Annotated in this window: 22 protein-coding genes and 1 tRNA gene; 5 read left to right on the top strand and 18 right to left on the bottom strand. The window is 34.8% G+C overall.

Annotated features, from left to right (window positions below; genetic code table 11):
* Nucleotides 1–162: 162 nt before the first annotated feature.
* Nucleotides 163–234 (bottom strand) — tRNA-Glu (locus tag ACNQF8_RS01945).
* Nucleotides 235–714: 480 nt separating this feature from the next.
* Between ACNQF8_RS01945 and ACNQF8_RS01950 the strand changes: the two genes are divergently transcribed.
* Nucleotides 715–2,166, top strand: coding sequence for a flavin-containing monooxygenase (locus ACNQF8_RS01950; protein WP_417952799.1), 1,452 nt, complete (start codon nucleotides 715–717; stop codon nucleotides 2,164–2,166).
* Nucleotides 2,167–2,451: 285 nt separating this feature from the next.
* Here ACNQF8_RS01950 and ACNQF8_RS01955 read toward each other — a convergent pair whose 3' ends face one another.
* The gene (locus ACNQF8_RS01955) at nucleotides 2,452–2,586 is read right to left on the bottom strand and encodes a hypothetical protein (protein WP_417983451.1); all 135 of its coding nucleotides are present in this window, start codon (nucleotides 2,584–2,586) and stop codon (nucleotides 2,452–2,454) included.
* A gap of 150 nt (nucleotides 2,587–2,736) precedes the next feature.
* On the opposite strand from ACNQF8_RS01955, the gene ACNQF8_RS01960 reads away from it, so the two are divergent.
* The gene (locus ACNQF8_RS01960; RefSeq protein WP_417952801.1) at nucleotides 2,737–2,916 is read left to right on the top strand and encodes a hypothetical protein; all 180 of its coding nucleotides are present in this window, start codon (nucleotides 2,737–2,739) and stop codon (nucleotides 2,914–2,916) included.
* Nucleotides 2,917–3,100: 184 nt separating this feature from the next.
* Here the strand turns inward: ACNQF8_RS01960 and ACNQF8_RS01965 are convergent, their stop codons facing one another.
* The 16 genes from ACNQF8_RS01965 to ACNQF8_RS02040 form a co-directional block, all read right to left on the bottom strand.
* Complete coding sequence (locus tag ACNQF8_RS01965) at nucleotides 3,101–3,604, bottom strand: CAP domain-containing protein (RefSeq protein ID WP_417952802.1); 504 nt, start codon at nucleotides 3,602–3,604, stop codon at nucleotides 3,101–3,103.
* A 742-nt stretch (nucleotides 3,605–4,346) separates the two neighbouring features.
* Nucleotides 4,347–6,986 (bottom strand): multicopper oxidase domain-containing protein, encoded by a 2,640-nt coding sequence (locus tag ACNQF8_RS01970; protein WP_417952803.1) that lies wholly within the window; start codon nucleotides 6,984–6,986, stop codon nucleotides 4,347–4,349.
* Between the two features lie 195 nt (nucleotides 6,987–7,181).
* On the bottom strand, nucleotides 7,182–7,802 hold the full coding sequence (locus tag ACNQF8_RS01975; RefSeq protein ID WP_417952804.1) for a membrane or secreted protein: 621 nt from the start codon (nucleotides 7,800–7,802) through the stop codon (nucleotides 7,182–7,184).
* Between the two features lie 200 nt (nucleotides 7,803–8,002).
* Nucleotides 8,003–8,452 carry a universal stress protein gene (locus ACNQF8_RS01980; RefSeq protein WP_417952805.1) on the bottom strand — a complete coding sequence of 150 codons (450 nt, stop codon included), beginning with the start codon at nucleotides 8,450–8,452 and terminating at the stop codon, nucleotides 8,003–8,005.
* Nucleotides 8,453–8,643: 191 nt separating this feature from the next.
* Entirely contained in the window at nucleotides 8,644–11,178 is a 2,535-nt protein-coding gene (locus ACNQF8_RS01985; RefSeq protein ID WP_417952806.1) for a heavy metal translocating P-type ATPase, read from the bottom strand.
* Nucleotides 11,179–11,233: 55 nt separating this feature from the next.
* Nucleotides 11,234–11,683, bottom strand: coding sequence for a heavy metal-binding domain-containing protein (locus tag ACNQF8_RS01990; protein WP_417952807.1), 450 nt, complete (start codon nucleotides 11,681–11,683; stop codon nucleotides 11,234–11,236).
* Nucleotides 11,684–11,788: 105 nt separating this feature from the next.
* Nucleotides 11,789–12,349, bottom strand: coding sequence for a helix-turn-helix domain-containing protein (locus tag ACNQF8_RS01995; RefSeq protein WP_315206468.1), 561 nt, complete (start codon nucleotides 12,347–12,349; stop codon nucleotides 11,789–11,791).
* 5 nt (nucleotides 12,350–12,354) lie between these two features.
* Nucleotides 12,355–13,083, bottom strand: a complete 729-nt coding sequence (locus ACNQF8_RS02000; protein ID WP_417950591.1) for a DUF3347 domain-containing protein — start codon at nucleotides 13,081–13,083, stop codon at nucleotides 12,355–12,357.
* Nucleotides 13,084–13,181: 98 nt separating this feature from the next.
* Entirely contained in the window at nucleotides 13,182–13,991 is an 810-nt protein-coding gene (locus ACNQF8_RS02005) for a hypothetical protein (protein WP_417950592.1), read from the bottom strand.
* Nucleotides 13,991–14,521 (bottom strand): heavy-metal-associated domain-containing protein, encoded by a 531-nt coding sequence (locus tag ACNQF8_RS02010; RefSeq protein ID WP_417952808.1) that lies wholly within the window; start codon nucleotides 14,519–14,521, stop codon nucleotides 13,991–13,993. The genes ACNQF8_RS02005 and ACNQF8_RS02010 overlap by 1 nt, the downstream gene beginning before the upstream one ends.
* 6 nt (nucleotides 14,522–14,527) lie before the next feature.
* Nucleotides 14,528–14,998 (bottom strand): TlpA family protein disulfide reductase, encoded by a 471-nt coding sequence (locus ACNQF8_RS02015; protein WP_417950594.1) that lies wholly within the window; start codon nucleotides 14,996–14,998, stop codon nucleotides 14,528–14,530.
* Between the two features lie 20 nt (nucleotides 14,999–15,018).
* On the bottom strand, nucleotides 15,019–15,894 hold the full coding sequence (locus ACNQF8_RS02020) for a DUF3347 domain-containing protein (RefSeq protein ID WP_417950595.1): 876 nt from the start codon (nucleotides 15,892–15,894) through the stop codon (nucleotides 15,019–15,021).
* A 153-nt stretch (nucleotides 15,895–16,047) separates the two neighbouring features.
* Nucleotides 16,048–16,419 (bottom strand): hypothetical protein, encoded by a 372-nt coding sequence (locus ACNQF8_RS02025; protein WP_417950596.1) that lies wholly within the window; start codon nucleotides 16,417–16,419, stop codon nucleotides 16,048–16,050.
* An 87-nt stretch (nucleotides 16,420–16,506) separates the two neighbouring features.
* On the bottom strand, nucleotides 16,507–16,851 hold the full coding sequence (locus ACNQF8_RS02030; RefSeq protein WP_091165627.1) for a phage holin family protein: 345 nt from the start codon (nucleotides 16,849–16,851) through the stop codon (nucleotides 16,507–16,509).
* A 54-nt stretch (nucleotides 16,852–16,905) separates the two neighbouring features.
* Nucleotides 16,906–17,664, bottom strand: a complete 759-nt coding sequence (locus ACNQF8_RS02035; protein ID WP_417952809.1) for an alpha/beta fold hydrolase — start codon at nucleotides 17,662–17,664, stop codon at nucleotides 16,906–16,908.
* Nucleotides 17,665–17,769: 105 nt separating this feature from the next.
* Complete coding sequence (locus ACNQF8_RS02040; RefSeq protein WP_282727453.1) at nucleotides 17,770–18,483, bottom strand: pyridoxine 5'-phosphate synthase; 714 nt, start codon at nucleotides 18,481–18,483, stop codon at nucleotides 17,770–17,772.
* A 114-nt stretch (nucleotides 18,484–18,597) separates the two neighbouring features.
* Between ACNQF8_RS02040 and ACNQF8_RS02045 the strand changes: the two genes are divergently transcribed.
* The 3 genes from ACNQF8_RS02045 (at nucleotide 18,598) to porG (ending at nucleotide 21,072) form a co-directional block, all read left to right on the top strand.
* Nucleotides 18,598–19,257, top strand: coding sequence for a CBS domain-containing protein (locus tag ACNQF8_RS02045; protein WP_282727454.1), 660 nt, complete (start codon nucleotides 18,598–18,600; stop codon nucleotides 19,255–19,257).
* Nucleotides 19,258–19,335: 78 nt separating this feature from the next.
* Nucleotides 19,336–20,220: an NAD kinase gene (locus ACNQF8_RS02050; RefSeq protein WP_315206437.1), complete on the top strand. Its 885-nt coding sequence runs from the start codon at nucleotides 19,336–19,338 to the stop codon at nucleotides 20,218–20,220.
* 168 nt (nucleotides 20,221–20,388) lie between these two features.
* Nucleotides 20,389–21,072 carry a type IX secretion system protein PorG gene (gene porG, locus ACNQF8_RS02055; RefSeq protein WP_417952810.1) on the top strand — a complete coding sequence of 228 codons (684 nt, stop codon included), beginning with the start codon at nucleotides 20,389–20,391 and terminating at the stop codon, nucleotides 21,070–21,072.
* The last annotated feature ends 4 nt before the right edge of the window (nucleotides 21,073–21,076 follow it).

Below are 21,076 nucleotides of genomic sequence, written 5' to 3' on the forward strand. Positions count from 1 at the left end.
TCCTGAGTAGCCTAAAATGATTTCTTGATACTAATCTACTTTTCTTAAAGGGGAAGTATGCTCTTATTTCATATAATTAAAAAAAGAACAGCCAAAACTGGCACTAAAAAAAGCCTCGAAAAATAATTTTCGAGGCTTTTTAAGTTTGTTGTTTATGAGTTGTAGCCCGTAGCGGAATCGAACCGCTCTTACATGGATGAAAACCATGCGTCCTAACCGATAGACGAACGGGCCATTTTCATTGTTTCGGGTGCAAAAATAACACTATTTTTGAGATGCGCAAAGCCAAACTCAAAAACCGCTGCGTGGAAACCACATTTTTTTATTTGAAAATTATAATTCATTCAGGATTAACACTTACGATAAAACAGGAAGAGACATTTTTTTTAAACATTTTATCATTGCTTTCAGTTTACGGCTCCATTCGAATACAAAACTTCAAAAAGCCAAGAGACTTCATGGCGTTTTATCCTTAAATCAAACTATAAAATTAACGTGAGTCGGGTAAATATCCGATCGAAAGCAGTGATTTCTCCTTCGTAGAAAAGACAAAGACAAAATCTCTTCGCGTTCCTCAAACAACATCGTACTCACTTTTCACTTTCAAAAGGTTTTCGCATCACTTACAAACATCATTATTTAAGAAAATGTAATGGCGTTTTTTGTTGATAGTATTTTGTATTTTGCAACAGCATTTAATTCTAAAATAACGACATGAATACGACGCATACCGATATTATAATAATAGGAGCAGGATTATCCGGTATAGGCGCTGCCTGTCATTTGTCCCGTAAAAATCCAGACAAAACCTATGTTATTTTAGAAGCTAGGGCAGAACTTGGCGGTACCTGGAGTTTGTTTCAATACCCCGGAATCCGTTCCGATTCGGATATGTACACTTTTGGCTATTCCTTTAAAACATGGGAAGACCAAAAGTCTTTCGCTGATGGACCTTCTATTTTGAAATACCTGAATGAAGCCGCAGACGAATATAAAGTACGCGAACATATCCGCTACAATCAACGCGCTCTTTCTTATAACTTCGATACAAAAGCGAAATTATGGACCGTCACTACCATAAATACTGCCACGGAACAAGAAACGGTTTATACGTGCCAATTTATCTTTAGCTGTAGCGGCTATTATAATTATAACAAAGGATATAGTCCTGAATTTAAGGATCAATCCCATTTTGAAGGTGAAATAGTCCATCCCCAAAAATGGCCTGCAAAATTAGATGTTGCCGATAAAAAAGTGGTAATAATTGGCAGCGGAGCAACTGCTGTCACCATCCTTCCTGAACTTGCCCAAGAAGGGGCGCAAGTTGTTATGCTGCAACGATCCCCAACCTATATTGCTGCTTTGCCCAATAAAGACAAAATCGCTGCTCGCCTGAAACGCTGGTTCCCAAAAAAAGTAGCCTATAGACTGATTCGTTATAAAAACATTTTCTATGCTATTGTCTTTTTTAATCTGTGCAAGTTCTTTCCGGAGGCAATGAAAAAATTTATCATAAAAGGGGCTAAAAAAGGTCTGGGTGACTTCCCTGTAGACCCTCATTTTATTCCCAACTACAATCCATGGGAACAACGTTTTTGCATTGCCCCAAACGGTGATTTTTTTAGAGCCATCAGAAAAGGGAAAGCAGCTGTGGTTACGGACCATATCGATCGCTTTCTAACCAATGGGATTTTATTAAAGTCAGGAAAAACACTAGCCGCCGACATTATAATCACTGCAACCGGACTTGATTTAGTAGCGTTTGGAGGCGTGAAAATCCAATTGGATTCGCAGCCTTTTGATGTTTCTAAATCTTTTGTATACAAAGGCCTTATGTTAAGCGACCTGCCCAACTTCTTTATTTTTGTTGGCTATACCAATGCTTCGTGGACACTGAAAAGTGACCTTACCAGCGAATATATATCTCGGGTTTTGAAATATTTAGACAACCACAATTATAAAGCGGTGCAGGCAAAAGTAGTCGAGACAAATTTAAAGCCCGTTCCGCTATTGAATCTTAACTCCGGGTACATTAACAGAGCAGCTAATACACTTCCTAGTCAAGGGAACAAAGCACCATGGCGTGTTTACCAAAATTATGTGCTGGATTATAAAATGCTTCGCATAGATTCCGTGAAAGATAAACGACTTACCTTTTTCAAATAAGTGGTTCAAGAGTAGTGGATAATAAAGAATTCGGCACTAATAATTCAAAAATTAAAGGTAATTTAGCCGCGAAATCCTAACAAAACCTAGGAACGTCATACAATAATTCAAATTAAAATAGATTGACAAAGTATATAAAATATCTCCTTTCGCTCTTTCTGGCTTTTGGCCTGATGGTGAATGATGGTACTTTAGATTTTCAATCCAATTCGGTTGAATATTACCAATTCTCTAGCGTAATTCTAAGAAGAGAATTAAACAGTAAGGGTTCAAAATTATATGTTTTCAATCCGATAAATTCGGTTGAAAAAACTTCATTCCAATTTCAGTTAGCTTATCTCCAATTTCAAGATAGTTACAGTCTTCAAATTCCGGTTCTTCTACAATTACAGACGCTACTTTATCAAAAAGTAAGTTCATTTGCAATGCAACACATCTTCATAAATGAGATGATTACTTCCCGAAATTCCTATAAAAGTTTATACACAGCCTAGAAATTTTTTTCTACGCATTTATGCAATTCCATGCATAAAGATGATACCAAATGTCTAATCATTTATCATTTACAAAATGTATAAACACAATAATAAAGCACGTTTAGAGCAACCTAAACGCCCTATTCTTTGGGCAAAAAGAAAAATCATGCTAATCATTACCGCCTTTATGATTGGGATGTCAAACGGAATGAACGTGGGGGATCATACAATTAACGGAAATCAAAATCACACAGAACAACATAAAAAAGATTAATTTGATTGCTTATAATCATATCAAACAAGGCCTTTTTTTACAGTATTAAGCTAATTATTTTTAATAAAGAAACGTTTTAGATTTAAAAACGAATATGGATTGTAGGTCAATTAAATTATTTAAACCAAATAAAAAAGAGACTGTCTTTCGGGGGGAAGACAGCCTCTTTTTACTCAAAACTAAATTATATTCTAACAAAAATATTTGTGTAATACTTTTTACCTGTAGCAGGATTTTCCTTTATTGCAATACCAAAATGAGTAAAATTACCTTCAATATTTTCTTTATGTCCAGGGCTTGATAACCATGCATTTAAAGCAGATTGAGCTGTACTGTAATTATAAGCTATATTCTCACCTACCATTTTGGCCGTTAATACTTTTTTTATTTCTTCCGAACGAGATACAAAACCATCATGACTAACAACATTATTAGTGATCATGTAATTGTTATGTTCTTCTGATTTTAATGAGTTAAAATCTATTTTTCCCAAAACATTTAATCCAATACTGGTTCTGTATTCATTTATCAATTTCATTGTTTCAATCTCAGATGTAGTGTAATTATAACTAACTATCTTTTGAGTTGTGGTCTCCACTGTTTGAGTTTCAGCGGAATCAGATGAGCAAGAATTCATCGTAAAAATTATTGTGATGAATAAAACGGTACGTAGAAAGTAGAAGTTCATAATATTTAGATTTTTTTTGAGAAATTGCATCCCAAAATGATTGCTATTGTTTCCTAATTGTTTAACAAAGCTATCATCAATACCGACAAAAAGTAAAAAAAATCGACGAAATGCACTTATTTGTATTCAAACAAGCCATTATACTCCTTTGATTAGTAAACAGTTAACAAGGACAAAGTGAGTTATCTTAAAATATATTGCAACTCTAAAGACCAATATACAATCCCTTCCAAAACAGTAAAGCACAAAAAAAAAGCCATGAACAAATCATGGCTTTTTTTATATTATTACATCAACAGCAGCTCCTCAGCTTTAAATCTTAATTTCCTTAATGCCCTTTACCTCTCTTATATTTAAACAACTTTCTTTTTCAATATAACCACAACATCGCCAACACTAACACTTCCCTCCTGCTTTGCAATTAAATTCCACTTAATGATTTTACAGGATAAATCCACATTCCTAAAACTTATTACTTTAGACTATATTTTCCTCAAAATTACAAAAACAAAGTATTCTACCTGTAGTGTCTAATTCCGTTTGTTTAATTTTTTAACCACATATAAACATAGATTTTACAATTTTGAAAAGCGTTTCACTTTTTTAGAGAAAACCATAGCTATGTGAACCCAATAATTGGACTATGCGACTTTTTTTTTCTATGTTTCTATGTGGTTCAATTTTTTTATTTAAGATTATATGAAATTTTTATTAACTACACCCAACGGATAGTATTCTGTTTTTAATAATTCAAACTCAATCCAAAACCCATTCCCATATCACTGTCGTAATGCGTGGTAATCCCAAAATTTCTCTTGACAATATACCGCAATCCCGCCATGTATTCGTTATCTGTATTCCACATTAAATTCATGCGCAATCTTTTGGATACCGGGATATCCATGCGTTCAAATTGCAATCTGAAATTCCCGTCGGTATACACTTCGGCTTGTGCTTTTATAAGCATTGGCAACGTATATTCGACTCCGGCACTGAAAACAGCGCGGTTGTCTTTGGTATTGGTTTGACCAAAAAGATTCTCTTCCATTTCTCCCATTTCCATTTTTCGATACCTCCAGTCAAAACCAATGAACGGCATGAGCCATTGCATTTTCCCGATGTAACGCCCAATATGCGTTTCGGTTTCATACCCATGATGCTTAGTGTAACCCAAGCGCCATTCCGTACCAATACTCCAACGCGTGTTTTGAATCATCAACATTCCATCGTTTCCATTGGTGGCAAAATCATTTTCGGCCATCACATGAAAAGCTCTGTCATCAGCAAATAATTTGCGTTGCGCTAATTTTGGATTCGGAATCAAAGGATTTGGCTCTTGATTTTCATAACTAAAAACGCGACCCATTCCCGCCATCATGTGGTAGAGAATGTGACAATGAAAAAACCAATCACCTTTCACATTAGCATTAAACTCAATTGTATCGGTTTCCATCGGCATGATGTCGATGATATTTTTCAGCGGCGCGTGCTCTTCTTGACCGTTCAATACTCTAAAATCGTGTCCGTGTAGATGCATCGGGTGACGCATCATGGAGCCGTTGAAGAGCACAATTCGGACGTTCTCTCCTTTTTTAATTAAAATTTTATCGGCTTCCGAAACTACTTTATTGTCGAGACTCCAAACATAACGATTCATATTTCCGGATAATTCAAAACGTAATTCTTTTACCGGTGCGTCTTTGGGTAATGTTGTTTTAATGGGTGATTTCAGCATCGCATAATTCAAAGTCCTGATTTCTGAAAGTTCGTTGCTGTTATAATCGGCTTCAGTCATTTTCATGTTGTCCATTTTTGGAGAAGAATCATCCATTTTCATTTTCCCCATGTCGTGCGAAGAATGATCCATTTCAACTTCGTTTTGAGCTTCTCCCTTATCGCTTAAAGGCCCCGTAATTTCTGGATACATAACCACATTCATGTCCATTTGATTCAGCGACATTTTCATTCCCATATCGTCTAAATCTCCATTCATTTTCATCATGCTGTTCATCATTTTCATCCCTTCAAAATACTTTAATTTAGGCATAGGCGAAATCAATTGCTTGATTCCATCTCCTAAATACAACGAAGCCGATTTGGTTCGGTCTTCCGAAGTCACTAAAAATTCAAACGCTGTTTTATCTGCTGGAATCGTAACAATAACATCATACGTTTCAGAAACAGCAACTATTAATCGGTCGACTTCAACGGGTTCCACATCATTTCCATCACTGGCAACTACGGTGATTTTTCCGCCGGCATAATTCATCCAAAAATACGTTGATGCACCACCATTAGAAATTCTTAAACGCACTTTATCACCCGCCTTGAATTGCGAAAGTTGGCTTTCATTTTTCCCGTTGATCAGGAATTTATTGTAATACACGTCACTTACGTCCATGGCATTCATCCGCTTCCATTCATTGGTGACTTTAGTCTTAAAATGTCCGGCTTTTATAGCTTCAGAATAACTTTGCGTAGTTCCTTTTTGAATTGCAAACCAGTCCGTGGCATTGTGCAGCATTCGATGCACGTTTTCCGGTTTCATATCTGTCCATTCGCTGAGAATAATTGGAACTGTCGGTAAATCATCAATTCCTTCCCTAAAGGTTGGGTCTTCGTTTCTTTTATTCATGACAAAAGAACCGTACATCCCAATTTGCTCCTGCAAACCCGTATGACTGTGGTACCAGTGCGTTCCGTGCTGAATAATTGGAAAGGTATATTTATGTGTTGTACCCGGTTTGATTGGCATTTGAGTCAAATTAGGCACACCGTCTTCTTTATTGGGCAAAAACAATCCGTGCCAGTGCAACGAAGTATCTTCATTTAATTCGTTATGCACATAAATTTCGGCAATATCGCCTTCGGTAAACGTAAGTGTTGGCATTGGGATTTGTCCGTTTACGGCAATCGCTCTTTTTGGTTTATCACCAAAAGTGACAATTGTATCACGAACATACAAATCATACCGAACAGTTCTGGGCGGAGCATTTTTAACTATTCTTTGAACCGGTTCTGCTTTCAGTTTACTGTTATCTGTGGGAACATTTGTATGATTTTGATGCAAATCATCACTTCCTGCTTTAGTGTTAATATCGGTTGCTTTTGCAGGCAATGCTTTTTTAACAACTGTCTTTGGCGCTTGCTTTTTTGGAACAGATTTTTTTACCGGTTTTGCTTTTTCCTTGATTAAATCCATGCCACATTTGGGACATTTTCCCAGTTTAGTGGCATGAATTTCAGGATGCATTACACAAGTATAGGTTACAGGCTGTACTTGTTGAATAGCCATTTTTTTGAAAATATTTCTGTCATTACTATTTTCCGCTTGCACAAAAGAACCAATAAACAGAATCAAAACTATTAGTATTATTCTCATTTTTAAAATTCTAAATTTTGAATTAATTATTTTTTTTTTCTAAATCGGTTTAACATTACCAACGCAAAAAGAAGCAGCACAATTACTAAAATTAACCAAAATGGATGCATTCCCATGAAAGAATATTCTCCCATATGCATTTCTCCGTTACCGTTCTCTAACATAATTCTTTAGTATTAAAGTTTAAATTAATTATTAATGATGCGCTTTATGATCTTCTTTCTTTTCCACTTTTTTATCCATCGTTTTCATTTTTTTCATGTCCATTTTTTCACCTTTCATTTTTTCCATCATTTTCATCATCTCGGGACTATCCATCATCTCTTTACACATTCCAGCCATCATAGCATCATCTCCTTTTGATGATTCCATCATCTTTGCCATCATACTTTTCATCATTTCGGGGTCATCCTTCATTCCTTTCATCATTTCAGACATCATAGCTTTCATCATTTCCGGATTTTCTTTCATCATTGCCATCATTTTAGCATGATTCTCTTTCATCATTTCTGGTTTATTCTTCATCATTTCTGACATCATACTTTTCATCATTTCTGGATTTTCCTTCATCATTGTCATCATTTTCGCATGACTTCCCTTCATCATTTCCTTTTCTTTCTCCTGCATCATCATCATACCACTTTTGCTATTCATAAGTATCGCCATCATCTCTTTAGACATACTTTCATTATTAGCAATCTCGTTCATAATTTCCATTCTCTTATCTGATTTTGAAAGAACCTGATTGGTTGACTGACAAGAATATAGAAGACCAATTAACCCAATCGATACTACAATTTTTTGTACTGTTTTCATGATATTGAATTTATTTGTTAAAACCTATTAACCCAATAAAGGTCAGCGTTTTAAATCAAAAAAACCTTGTTTAATTTTGAAAAAAATTTATATAATTACTTCCTTTTGCTATTCAATAATAAAGGACTAGCCAACTAACCAAAATTCTTCGTTTATTAGAAAATCGCTTGTACTTTTTCCATTAAGCTACGGTTACACTTTTATTTTGTTTTTTTACGTACAATTTCAACAGAACATTTTGCATGAAGTACAACGGATTGTGAAACTGATCCTAATAAAAGACGCTCAACAAGACCATAACCATGTGATCCAAGAACAATTAAATCAGCGCCAAACTTTTCGGCCTCATCAACAATAACAGTTTTAGGAACTCCTGCAATTACTGAAGTTGTAATTGCAAGTTCAGGATTTTTATTTTTAATGATTTCCGCCGCTGCAGCTACAGACTTCTCTGCAAATTGCAAAGAATTCATATTAGCATCGTCGTAATATTCCGTTAAAATACCCATTGGAGCCACATTCATAAGAGAATCTACTTCATAAACTGAGATGATTTTTACTTTTGTATTTAGAGGTAAAGTCCAATGAGCAAAATCTTTGACCATTCCTACACTAAAAGTCGAACCATCGGTTGCTAATATTATTTTCATTTGAGTATACTATTTTTTAGTTATTGAAAATCAAACTATTAAAAACCAAAACCGATTAAAATCATACTATAAATTTAAGACAATATCTGCACATTCAGTTATGATTTTCTATGTTTAAAACAACCAAAGCCTAATTTGCAACCGAGTATAATACAAGTCGTAACTGCAAAAAAAAGCAACAACTTCTTTATTTAAAGCTTTAAACTTCGTAGTCTTAATGCATTTGCAATTACAGAAACAGAACTGAAACTCATTGCCAAAGCCGCAATCATTGGCGAAAGCAAAACGCCAAAAAACGGATACAAAACGCCCGCTGCAATTGGAATTCCCAATACATTATAGAAAAAGGCAAAGAATAAATTTTGCTTAATATTACGCATCACCGCATGACTTAAGTTTTTGGCTTTTACTATTCCTTGTAAATCGCCTTTTACTAACGTAATTTTCGCACTTTCGATAGCCACATCCGTTCCGGTTCCCATAGCAATTCCGATGTCCGCTTGTGCCAAAGCTGGAGCATCATTGATTCCGTCGCCTGCCATGGCTACAATTTTTCCTTCGGCTTGTAATCTTTTAATTTCTTTGAGCTTATCTTCCGGCAAACAACTCGCCTTAAACGAACTCAAATTCAATTGTGTCGCCACTGCTTTTGCCGTATTTTCGTTATCGCCTGTTAACATGATCACCTCAACACCTTGACTCATCAGTTCTTTTATGGCTTCAACACTTGTTGATTTTATGGCGTCTGTAATCGATACAAACCCCACCGCGATTCCGTCAACTGAAATATAAGAAACCGTTTTTCCGAGTTTTTGTTCGGCTATAATTTGATTTTCTAATTCCTCCGAAACCTTGGCATTCACTTGCTCCATCAATTTTTTATTCCCCAGTGCCACTTTTTTATTGGTAACTGTGCCTGTGACTCCTTTACCGGAAATCGCTTCAAAATCCTTGATTTCAATTAATGAAACGTTTTTCGCTTTCGCAAAATTGACTACGGCTTGCGCCAAAGGATGTTCACTGTACTGATTTAACGAAGCAATACTTTGCAATAAAGAATCCTCGTCATTATTAGTAGCGAATATTTTCTCTACAGAAGGTTTTCCTTCGGTGATGGTTCCTGTTTTATCCGTAATCAGAACATTTACTTTGTTCATGTTTTCCAATGCTTCGGCGTTTTTTATCAAAACTCCAGATTGTGCTCCTTTCCCAACACCAACCATGACTGACATGGGTGTGGCCAATCCCAAAGCGCACGGACAAGCAATAATCAATACGGCAATTGCATTGATAAATCCATAAACCATTGCAGGTTCTGGACCAAATTGTGCCCAAACAAAAAACGTGATTACCGAAACAAAGACTACAATTGGTACAAAATATTTAGCGATTTTATCCGCTAGTTTCTGGATTGGTGCTTTAGAACGGCTGGCAGTATTGACCATTTGTATAATTTGCGAAAGCAAGGTTTCCGAACCTACTTTCTCTGCAATCATCACAAAGGATTTATTGCCGTTGATGGTTCCGGAACTAATACTGTCGCCTATTTTTTTATCAACAGGGATAGGTTCACCTGTAATCATCGATTCATCAATAGTGCTTTCACCATCAGTAATTTTTCCATCCACAGGAATTTTATCTCCCGGTTTTACACGCAATAAATCTCCTTTTTTGATATCATGAATGGAGATTACTTTATCAGCTCCGTCGATTACCAAAGTGGCTTCGGTTGGTGCTAATTTCAACAACTCTTTTATCGCTCCACTCGTATGGCTGTGCGCTCTGGCTTCGAGTAACTGTCCCAATAAAACCAAGGTTAATATCACCGTTGTTGCTTCAAAATAAAGATGAACGGCTCCGCTATGCGTTTTAAATTCATCCGGGAAAATGGCGGGGAAAAATAATCCAACCAAACTAAACAGAAAAGCAACACCAGAACCAATTCCGATAAGGGTAAACATATTTAGATTCCAAGTAACTATGGATTTCCAAGCGCGCTCAAAAAACATCCAACACGCATAAAAAACAACTGGAAGTGAAAGTAGCAATTGCACCCAATTCCACTTTTCTGCATCCATCATTTTCATCAATGGATTATTCGGAATCATATCTGACATCGCAATAATAAAAATAGGAACCGTACACACTACCGCTATTTTCATTTTGCGCACTAAGTCATTATACACCTTATTTTCTTCAGAATCCGTGGGTTCCATTGGTACTAAATCCATTCCGCAAATGGGACACGAACCGGGACCGTCTTTGATTACTTCGGGATGCATGGGACAAGTGTACAGTGTTTTTGCCAAACTCAATTCTGGAACTTTTTCCAGATTCATTCCACACACCGGGCAACTTCCTGGTTTATCATAGACTTTTTCACCCTCACAATGCATCGGACAATAATATTTGCCTTGTGCAGTAGCGGGTAAAATTACTGTTGGTTTCTCTTGTGGTTTATTAGAACTGCAACACGATTTCTCGATTGGCTTTTCGGCAGTTCCATGAGAATCAACCGCTTTATTCATTTCTATCGTATAGTTTCCGGCTGCTGTTAAAGCCTCTTGTAATTGAGTAGTCGGGATGTGTTCATCCATTGTTATTGTCGCTATTGGCGGATCCAAAGTAAGTGTCGCTTGAATCCCATCAATAGCGTTTAATGTTTTTTCTACTTTGGAACGACAACCGTCGCAAGACATTCCAGTGACTGTATAGGTATGTTTCATAATGTTGAATTAAAAAAAACGGTTCTATAAAGTATAGAACCGTTTTAAAAAAAATTTAATGTTGATGATTGTCTTCTTTTGTGTCACTTGCTTTTGGAGTCATCTGCATACCACATTTTGGACATTTTCCAGATTTATCACTCATTTCTTTCGGGTGCATTGGACAAGAATATACCGATTTTTGAGCTTCTTGAGGAATCATTTTCATTCCGCATTTAGAACATTTTCCAGGTTTATCAGCTGTTGTTCCATCCATTTTGCAAACGTATTTTGAAACTACCTCTGTTTTTTTCCCTTTACCTGAGGTGTCGTGTTTTAGTGTTTTTACTAATTTCATTCCACATTTTCTGCACTCTCCTTCTTTACTGCTCATCTCTTTTGGATGCATTGGACAAGCATACATTTCTTTATGGGTTTCCTTTTGGGAAGATTTCACCACTTCTTGAGCTGATGCCATTGAATTTACTGCTAAGAATACGCTTAGTACGATAATTAATGTTTTCATTTTTTCTATTATTAAAATATTAAACTAAAATTCATTGCTACTAGTCAAAGGTACACGACCTTATATTTTGACTTGTTGTAGAATTTTGGAAATGATTTGTAACTTTTACACCAAATCAATTTGCAATCTGTTATTTTCTTTTAATTGTTTAAAATGAGTAGGCGTTACGCCCGTAATTTTTTTAAATTGATTGCTTAAATGCGCTACATCGCTGTAATTCAATCTTATTGCAATTTCACTTAAAGTTAACTCTTTATACATTAATAATTCCTTTACTTTTTCAATTTTTTGAGCAATAAAATAATGCTCAATAGTTGCGCCTTGCACTTCTGAAAATAAATTACTCAAAGTACTGTAATCCTGCCCTAATTGTTCTGATAAATAGTGCGATAAATTAGTTTTTAATTCATTATTTTGATGGTGTACCAAATCAATAATTAGGCATTTAATTTTCTCTATAAGTATCGTTGTTTTATCTTCTAACAATTCAAATCCAAGAGATTGCAATTTTATTTCAAACTCTAGCTTCTGATTCTCCTTGAAATTTTCTACTAGTTCGACTTCTCCTAACTCCACAGAAACAGGAATTATCCCAATCTTTTCGAGTTCGGATTTCACAACCATTTTACAGCGATCGCATACCATATTTTTGATGTAGAATTTCATCGCTATTAAATTGCTTCCACCATTCTGCCACAAGTTAACATCTCAGAACCGTAATATGGATTTTTAACGTCTTTGGTTTCGCTTATCCAATATCCATCTTTTCCTTCATTGTACATTGGGCAATAATCCTGATATAATTTTTGGTCTGTTCCAAAACTTTTTATCAAATCATGTACGTCTTTGCTCAACAGCGCAAAATATTCTCTTTGATGATCGATTTTTCCAGCGTTATCGCCAATATGTTTCACATGTTCCTTAGCATTTTTGGCAATGTCATTGTACTTATTTTTCAATTTTACATTTGAAATAGTATTAGAATTTACTTTGCCAAATGCAGCATACAAAGCTTTTCCAGCATTAGCCGCGCCTTTAGAATCATCTTTTACTAATGCATTTTTAAGCTTTAAATAACTGTTTACAATTTCATTAATTGTAAACGAAGTTGCCGCAACTGTTTTAGTGATTGCCGCAGCATTTTTTGTTTCTACATCAATGGTACTGGCGTCATCTTTTTCCGTTGTTGCACTTTGCGCCACTTTCTCGGTTAGTTCCATGCCACATTCCGGACATTCTGCGCCTTTTTCACCGGTAACTTCAGGATGCATCGGACACGAATACAATTCCGAAGTCGTTTTGGTTGCTACTGATGTATCAGCTGGCGTTTCTTTGTTTTTTTGGTTACAAGAAACCGTCACTAATGCTAATGTGATTATTGATAGGATTGTATTTTTCATTTTAATAAATTATTTAATTATTAATTATTGTAGCGAATTACTATACTTTTTGACCACTGCTTTTTTGAGAATTCATTTGGTACTGATTATCACTTATTTTATTTTGAAACATTGAAAAAGTTATATTCTAAGTTCAGATAGAATCCATTTGGCGCAGACCGCAACATAGAACTGTATAATTCTTGTCTGTAAGCAACATCTATCCGTGCCTGACTGTTGATGATAAATTGTATGGAAGGCACAATATCCAAATATGATTTCCCATTTTCGTTTAATGTCTGACCAACAAACTCAAGCATTGTATTAATATTTGTTTGCTTAAAATTAGTGTATTTTTTTGGATACATCAATCTTCCTAACGATACTGTATAATTGGTTGCATTATCACTTTGCGCTTCAGGAAATCTGTAATCCGGCTTATTGTCAAATGCTTTTTCGAAACTAATAGATGCACTTATGGCTACCTTTTTTATAAGCTGCGTAGCAACAATCCCTGTTTCAAAACCAGTATTATGCCCCATAATTTCTATCTGTTCCTGATGAATATCGGCATTATTAAAACTGTATCTCCCAAATGCTGCCATCCTGAAATGACTATGTAAATCATCCGTGGAAAGGAAACGATATTTAGTATAAAAACTGGCGCCTTCAGTTACCAATTGATTGCTTCTATTACTGACAAACATGGATGTTCTCACCATCAAATTTTTATTGATTCCCCAAGTAACTTCGGGCATGAGATGATAACTATATCCTGATTTCATTTGCTCCTTAAAAATGGATTGTCCCAAACGAATTCCTAATGAACCCGCAGGAACATTACTTGCCGGATCTGTAACCACAAAAAGCTCTTGAGCCGATATTCCCTGAATTAGAAAAAGCGTAAATACGATTAATAATTTTCTCATTAAATTACAGTTTTAATATGGTAATCGTCTTCATTATCTAATGGATATGACGTTGTTTTTGAAAACGTTTTAAGCAGTTTTTTATACTCTTTTTGAGTTACATAACCTTTATCATAAATTTTCAATTTTGTTTCTCCTTTACTGTTTTTAAGTTCTTCATTCAATAAAACGAAAGTGGAACCGTTAAATGAAATGGTTTTATTGTCTTCGATTTTTAAGCTTTCTGTAGGCATTGTAATTACTAATGAACCAATAAAGAAACCTGCTTTTTCAACACCTTCTTTTAATACTCTTGGCATTATTTTACTTTCTTTTTTAAAATAAACCGTGAAGGTATTCGTATTCAAATCAGTACTCACGCTATCCACACCAACAGTTGCTTTCAGTTGTTTGTTTATCGCATTGGAACACATGGAACACGTTAAACCTGTTGCCACTATTTCTGCTTTTGAGATTTGAGAGTAGGATTTTATACTTGTTATTAAAAACAAACAAGCGATAACTATGAATTTTAAATTTATATTTTTCATTTTGCTTTATTTTTTGATTTGCATTATTATTTCTTGCTCCGTAGGATTGATGCCTACTAATTTTCCTGATGCATCAAATAGATACGAATTAGGTAATGCTTCTACTCCAAAAAGCAGTGCAGATTTCGCATCAAAACCTTTTGCATCGATTAATTGCTCGTATGCTAATTTATCTTTCTGAATGGCATTCATCCATTTCGTTTTGTCCTTATCCAGCGATATCCCAACAATTTCGAAGTTGTCATTTTTATATTGATTGTATAAAGGAACCAACTTTTTATTAGCCAGTCTACAAGGCGCGCACCAAGAAGCCCAAAAGTCAATTAAGACTGTTTTCCCTTTCAGAGAAGCTAAATTTATGGCTGTCTCTTTATTATTCTTAAGTTCAAAATCAGGCAAACTGTCACCAATTTTTATTTGAGCAGTTGCAGTTGAAATACTGATTATTAAACTGAATAGCAGCATTATTTTTTTCATTTTATTTTCCTTTTAAATGCTTATTGAATCGTTTCGACTGTTTTTCCACAAGTCATCATTTGAGAACCGTAATATGGATTCTTAACTGCATTCTCTTTGCTCAACCAGTTTGCACCTTTACCGTCATTTGCCATAGGGCAAAACTGAAGATAAACCGGAGTTTCGTATTTAGCCACTTTTATCAATTCATACATCGATTTTGAAAAAGGAATAAAAAATTCTCTTTGACGTTTGATATCTTGCGTTTCCGAAATATTCTTGGCAGCAGCCATTAGACCGTTCATTTCTTTCATCCAAATCATGTGAACATCCATAGCAAGCTCGTCCATTTTTACTACATTCAAAGCTGTTAGAACGTCTTTTCCTATAGTAGAGGCCGCTTTTCCATCTGTTTTCACCAAAGCATCTTTCAATAAGAAATAGGTATCAAAAACAACTTTTAGTTTAGTGTCTATTTGCTGTTTTGTTGCCTCATTATCAGAATGATTGGCGTGATTTATATGATTTTCTGCAGCAGCGCTTTCCATTTTCATCTCTGTTGGAACGGCTACTTTAGCTTCTCTTTCATATTGACAACATCCATGTAATGCGTCATAAGTAGCATCCGGAGCAAGAAATTTATCACTGTCGTAACCGGCTAAAGCAATGCGTTTCAATATTTCGTCTTGACTCGTTTTAGTGGAATCATACGTAAGTGTTGCCATTTTAGAATCTTTATTCCAAACTACTTTGGCTATTTTTTTCAGGTTTCCGGCAGTTTCTATCTTGCTTTTACACATGTCACAGTTTCCGTATATTTTTACCGTTTCTGTTTTACCGTTTTTAATTTGCGCGCTTGTAATTGTAACTGAAAGCAATAGGATTATTGCCATCAATATTCTTTTTATTGAGTTCATTGTATGAATAATTTTGAGGTGAATTAGTCGCAAAAACATTGAAAACAATAGCATATTTCGCTACATTTCAATTTGTATTCGACTAAAATTTAATGATTGTTAAAGCATCATTTGCTTTGAAAAAGACAGTTTTCAGGCTGTCACAGAAGGAATTTAGCTTATTTTAGGTGGAAGCCAAATAGAACGGAAATGGGAAGAAATAAATATTTCCGAGTAATAATAATTTTGTTTTTCAGTAGAAAAACTAAAAACTTGGTTGTTTAATTCGGTGTAAAACAACGAAGTCATCCCTATATATACGGTTGAACTGCTGCAAGTAACATCTTTACAAGCTCCACTACAACCTTCATGAGATTCTTTTTTTGAAGACTGTTCTTTTTTACAACATTCTTTTTTATCCTTTTTTGAAGAGGATTCTTTTTTACAACACGATTTGTCTGCTTTTGTTCCACATGCAAAAGCCACGCTTGGTGTCATAAAGAAACCAAGCATAACTAATAGCACTATGTAAAACTTTTTAGACATTGTTTATCTTATATAGAAGCACAAAGGTATAAAATTAACAAATACTGTAAATTAATTCATTCACAAATACATGTTAAAAACAATTCTTTACTTTCCTTCACCTAATATTCCATTCATTATAGACTGCAATACTGACAAAATAATACTAAAAAATAAGGCGGTCCAAAAGGTGTCTACGCTAAATCCTCCCACAATTTTTGTACACAACAAAATCATCAGTGCATTAATTACCAATAAAAACAATCCTAAAGTAATGATGGTAACCGGCAATGTAAGTATTACCAATATCGGTTTGATGAATATGTTAAGTAACCCAAGAACTATTGCAACGATTAATGCTGTAGTAAATCCCGCTACATGAACTCCCGGCATAAAGTTCGCAATTAGCAATACTAAGCCCGAAGTGATAAGAATTTTGATCAGTAAATTCATGAATTTTTGTTTTAAAGTTTTAATAAATGTAGTGAAAATTTAAAATCATCGCGTTTATTTTAGGAAAGAAGTCACTTTTTGATAAAATTCAGCTGGGTTTTCGGCATGAAGCCAATGCCCTACATTAGGAATCGTTTCGATGCTTGAATCCGGAAAATGTTGTTTTATATTTTCGAAATCGCTGTCTAAAATATAATTGGAATTTCCACCGCGAATGAAAAATGTTGGTTTCTCGAAAATGGAATTCTCTGCTAAAGGAATTCCTATTTCATCCATTTTATGATTAAATACTGCCAAATTAAATCGGAAAGCAAGTTGTCCCGGCTCTTGCCAAAATAAATTTTTCATTAAGAATTGTCTGGTTCCAAAATCAGGAATATAACTTGTCATGAGTTCTTCGACCTCATTGCGGCTTGGTTTTTTTGAAAAATCTACGGCGTTCAATCCCGCCAAAATATCCTGATGGTGTTGCGGGTAAAATTTTGGACCAATATCAGCCACAATTAATTTATCTACTAATTCCGGATGAGTCGTTGCCAAAAGCATCGCTACTTTTCCGCCCATCGAGTGTCCTATTATATTGATGTTTTCTAAATTTTGAGCCTGGCAATACTCGTAAACATCCTGAGCCATGATTTCATAACTGAATTCTTCTGAATGTAAGCTTCGGCCGTGGTTGCGTAAATCGAGAATATGAACCTGAAAATCAGTCGCAAATTGCGTTCCGAGTGTTTTCCAATTATCAGACATTCCCAGAAATCCATGAAGGATTAAAAGCGGTTTTCCTGAACCTTCTATTTTTGAAAAAAGCATATGGTTTTAGATTTTAACGTTATAATTTAAATTACAAACCATTAATATATTAAGGTCATTAGGCTTTTGACTTAATCTATCTTAATTTCTTAATGGTTTAAAAAACTATTTTAATTTTTGCAAATACATATTCACCACATTGTCTAATCCCAAATAAATAGCTTCGGAAATTAAAGCGTGACCAATAGAAACCTCCAGTAATCCTGGAATGTTTTGTTTAAAAAACTGAATGTTATCCAAACTCAAATCATGACCAGCATTGATTCCTAATCCAAGTTCATTGGCCAAAATTGCCGATTCCGTATACGGTTTAATTCCATCTTGATTCCCTAAACTGTATTGATGAGCAAATGCTTCGGTGTACAATTCGATTCTTTCGGTTCCAATTTTCTTGGCGCCTTCAATCATTTCGAGAACAGGATCCACAAAAATGGAAGTTCTGATTCCGTTGCGTTGAAATTCCTGAACGATTTCAGTTAAATAAGAGGCATGTTTTATGGTATCCCAACCCGCATTAGAAGTTATGGCATCAATTGCATCTGGTACTAAAGTCACTTGAGTTGGTTTTATTTCGAGAACAAGATCGATAAATGTTTTCTCTGGATTTCCTTCAATATTATATTCGGTGTAAACAATCGACTTTAAGTCTCGGGCATCTTGATAGCGAATATGGCGCTCATCCGGACGCGGATGTATGGTTATTCCTTCGGCTCCAAACTTCTGAATGTCGGTGGCTACTTTTAATAAATCGGGGACATTTCCTCCGCGAGCATTTCGCAAAGTAGCTATTTTATTGATATTTACACTTAATTTTGTCATTAGAACACTTTTTGATTTTGATACTAGTATTTACTTGGAGCAAAAATACAAAGTAAAACTTAGGAGATTTTGCTTATTTTTGATTATTTTGCATGAAATATTGCCGATTGATTTATGACAGAAATTACAGAATATATTACCAATGATTTTAAAGCGATTGACAGCCACGATTCTATTGCGGCTATTCAAGACTTTTTTAGTGACTTACACTTTTCACATTTTCCAATTGTTGAAGAGGGCGTTTACATTGGCAGTATTGCATCGGAAGATATAGAGACTTTTGACAGTGATAAAAAAGCAGCAGATTATCGCTTTACTCTGGAGGGATTTTTTACCAGAACAAATACGATGTGGCTGGATGTTTTGGAAGTCTTTGCAAAAAATCACACTAATTTAGTTCCCGTTTTGGACGAAAACAATACCTACGTAGGATATTATGAAATAGAGGATATCATGAAGTTTTTTCATGAAACACCATTTTTAAAAGAACCAGGTGGAATCATTGTTGTCAAAAAAGGAGTTTTGGATTATTCTATGAGTCAGATTACTCAAATTGTCGAAAGCAATAACGGCAAGCTTTTGGGTTTATTCATTTCGGAAGCCGATGTGGATAGTGTAGAAGTGACCCTAAAAATAACTTTGGGTGCGATGAATGAAATCATACAAACTTTTAGAAGGTATAATTATGAAATCATATCAGAACATCAGGAAGACAATTATATCAATAATTTAAAAGAACGCTCTGATTATTTAGACAAATACCTTAATATATAGTTTTCGTTTAACCGATTATTTGTTTAATCGATTAAATGCTAAAATAAACATATCAACATTAAACGATTAAACAAAAAGATGAAAGTAGCTATCTACGGTCAATATTATCAGAACAGTACAGAACCCATCATAAACGACATCTTTGTTTTTTTCAACAAAAACAATGTAGAGATGATTATTGAATCTCATTTTTTGTTGATGCTTAATGAACGAAAGATTGTAGAAAAAAAATACAAAACTTTCACATCTCACACAGAGCTTGACGATAGTTTTGACATGCTGATAAGCATCGGTGGAGATGGAACTATACTAAGAGCCGCAACATTAGTGCGAGATTCCGGCATACCTATTTTAGGAATAAATGCAGGAAGATTAGGTTTCTTAGCTTCTGTACAAAAAGAGAATATTGCCTCGTTTATGCAATTTGTCATCGATAAAAAATACACAATTTCTAAACGAACTTTACTGAGTTTAACGTGTACACCTCCAAATGAATCCATTGACGCAATTAATTTTGCCATGAATGAAATTACGGTCAGCCGAAAAGACACTACTTCGATGATTACGATTGACACTTACTTGAATGATGAATATTTGAATTCCTATTGGGCTGATGGTTTAATCATTTCTACACCTACAGGATCCACAGGATATTCCCTCAGTTGTGGCGGTCCCATTTTGACACCTGACGTAAAAAGTCTCGTTATTACTCCTATTGCTCCTCACAATCTTACCGCAAGACCTCTTGTAGTTCCTGATGAAACTGAAATCCGACTGAAAGTTTCAGGAAGAGAAGAAAACTATTTAGTCTCCTTAGATTCCAGAGTTACCTCGGTAAAAAACGAATCGATTCTGACTTTAAAGAAAACGCCTTTTCAAATTAATATGGTCGAAATCACCGAAGAAACTTTTTTGAAAACACTTCGCAAGAAATTACTTTGGGGAGAAGACAAAAGGAATTAAATCATTTTAATCAAGCGCTATACGATTTTATCAATTTTCCCCGTTTTAGTAAAACTAATACTTAATTAGTGTGAGTTTAGTAGTTAATTATTAAAAAAACACACATTTAACTGAATGGGTATTGAATCGAATTGATAATTATTATATTTGCACGCAATTTTTGATTAAATGAACAAAATTTTTTATTTATTTTTTTGCTTTTTCACTTTAATGTCTACCAATGCTCAGATAAACGAGGTTGGTGTTTTCATAGGCGGAAGTAATTTTATAGGTGATGTTGGCCCTACTACATATGTTTCGCCAAACGAACCTGCTTTTGGATTGCTATACAAGTGGAATAAAAGTGCCAGACATGCTTACCGATTTTCTTACACGCAATCAAAAATCGTTTCAAATGATTTAGATTCAAAAGAGCCCGGTAGAAACCAGAGAGGCTATCGCTTTGAAAACGGTATAAAAGAAGTATCTTTAGGCCTTGAATTTAACTTTTTTGATTTTAATCTTCATGAAGCCAGTACTAAAATTACTCCTTATGTGCATTCTGGCGTAAGTTATTTTAGACATGACGAATTGTATGTATTGGACGGAGAAACTAAAAAAGACAAGAACAAAGGTTCATTTGCAATACCAATGACTATAGGATTAAAATCAAATATTACTCCTAGTTTAATATTGGCTGCAGAAGTTGGTGCAAGATATACTTTGACAGATAACATAGACGGAAATAATCCGGAAAACAAAAATTTGGAATCGCTCCGATTTGGAAATATAAATAATAATGATTGGTATGTTTTTTCAGGAGTTACTTTAACTTATACCTTTGGGAATAAACCCTGTTATTGTGCAGAATAAAAAA

This window comes from Flavobacterium labens, from assembly GCF_048286755.1.
Lineage (GTDB): Bacteria > Bacteroidota > Bacteroidia > Flavobacteriales > Flavobacteriaceae > Flavobacterium.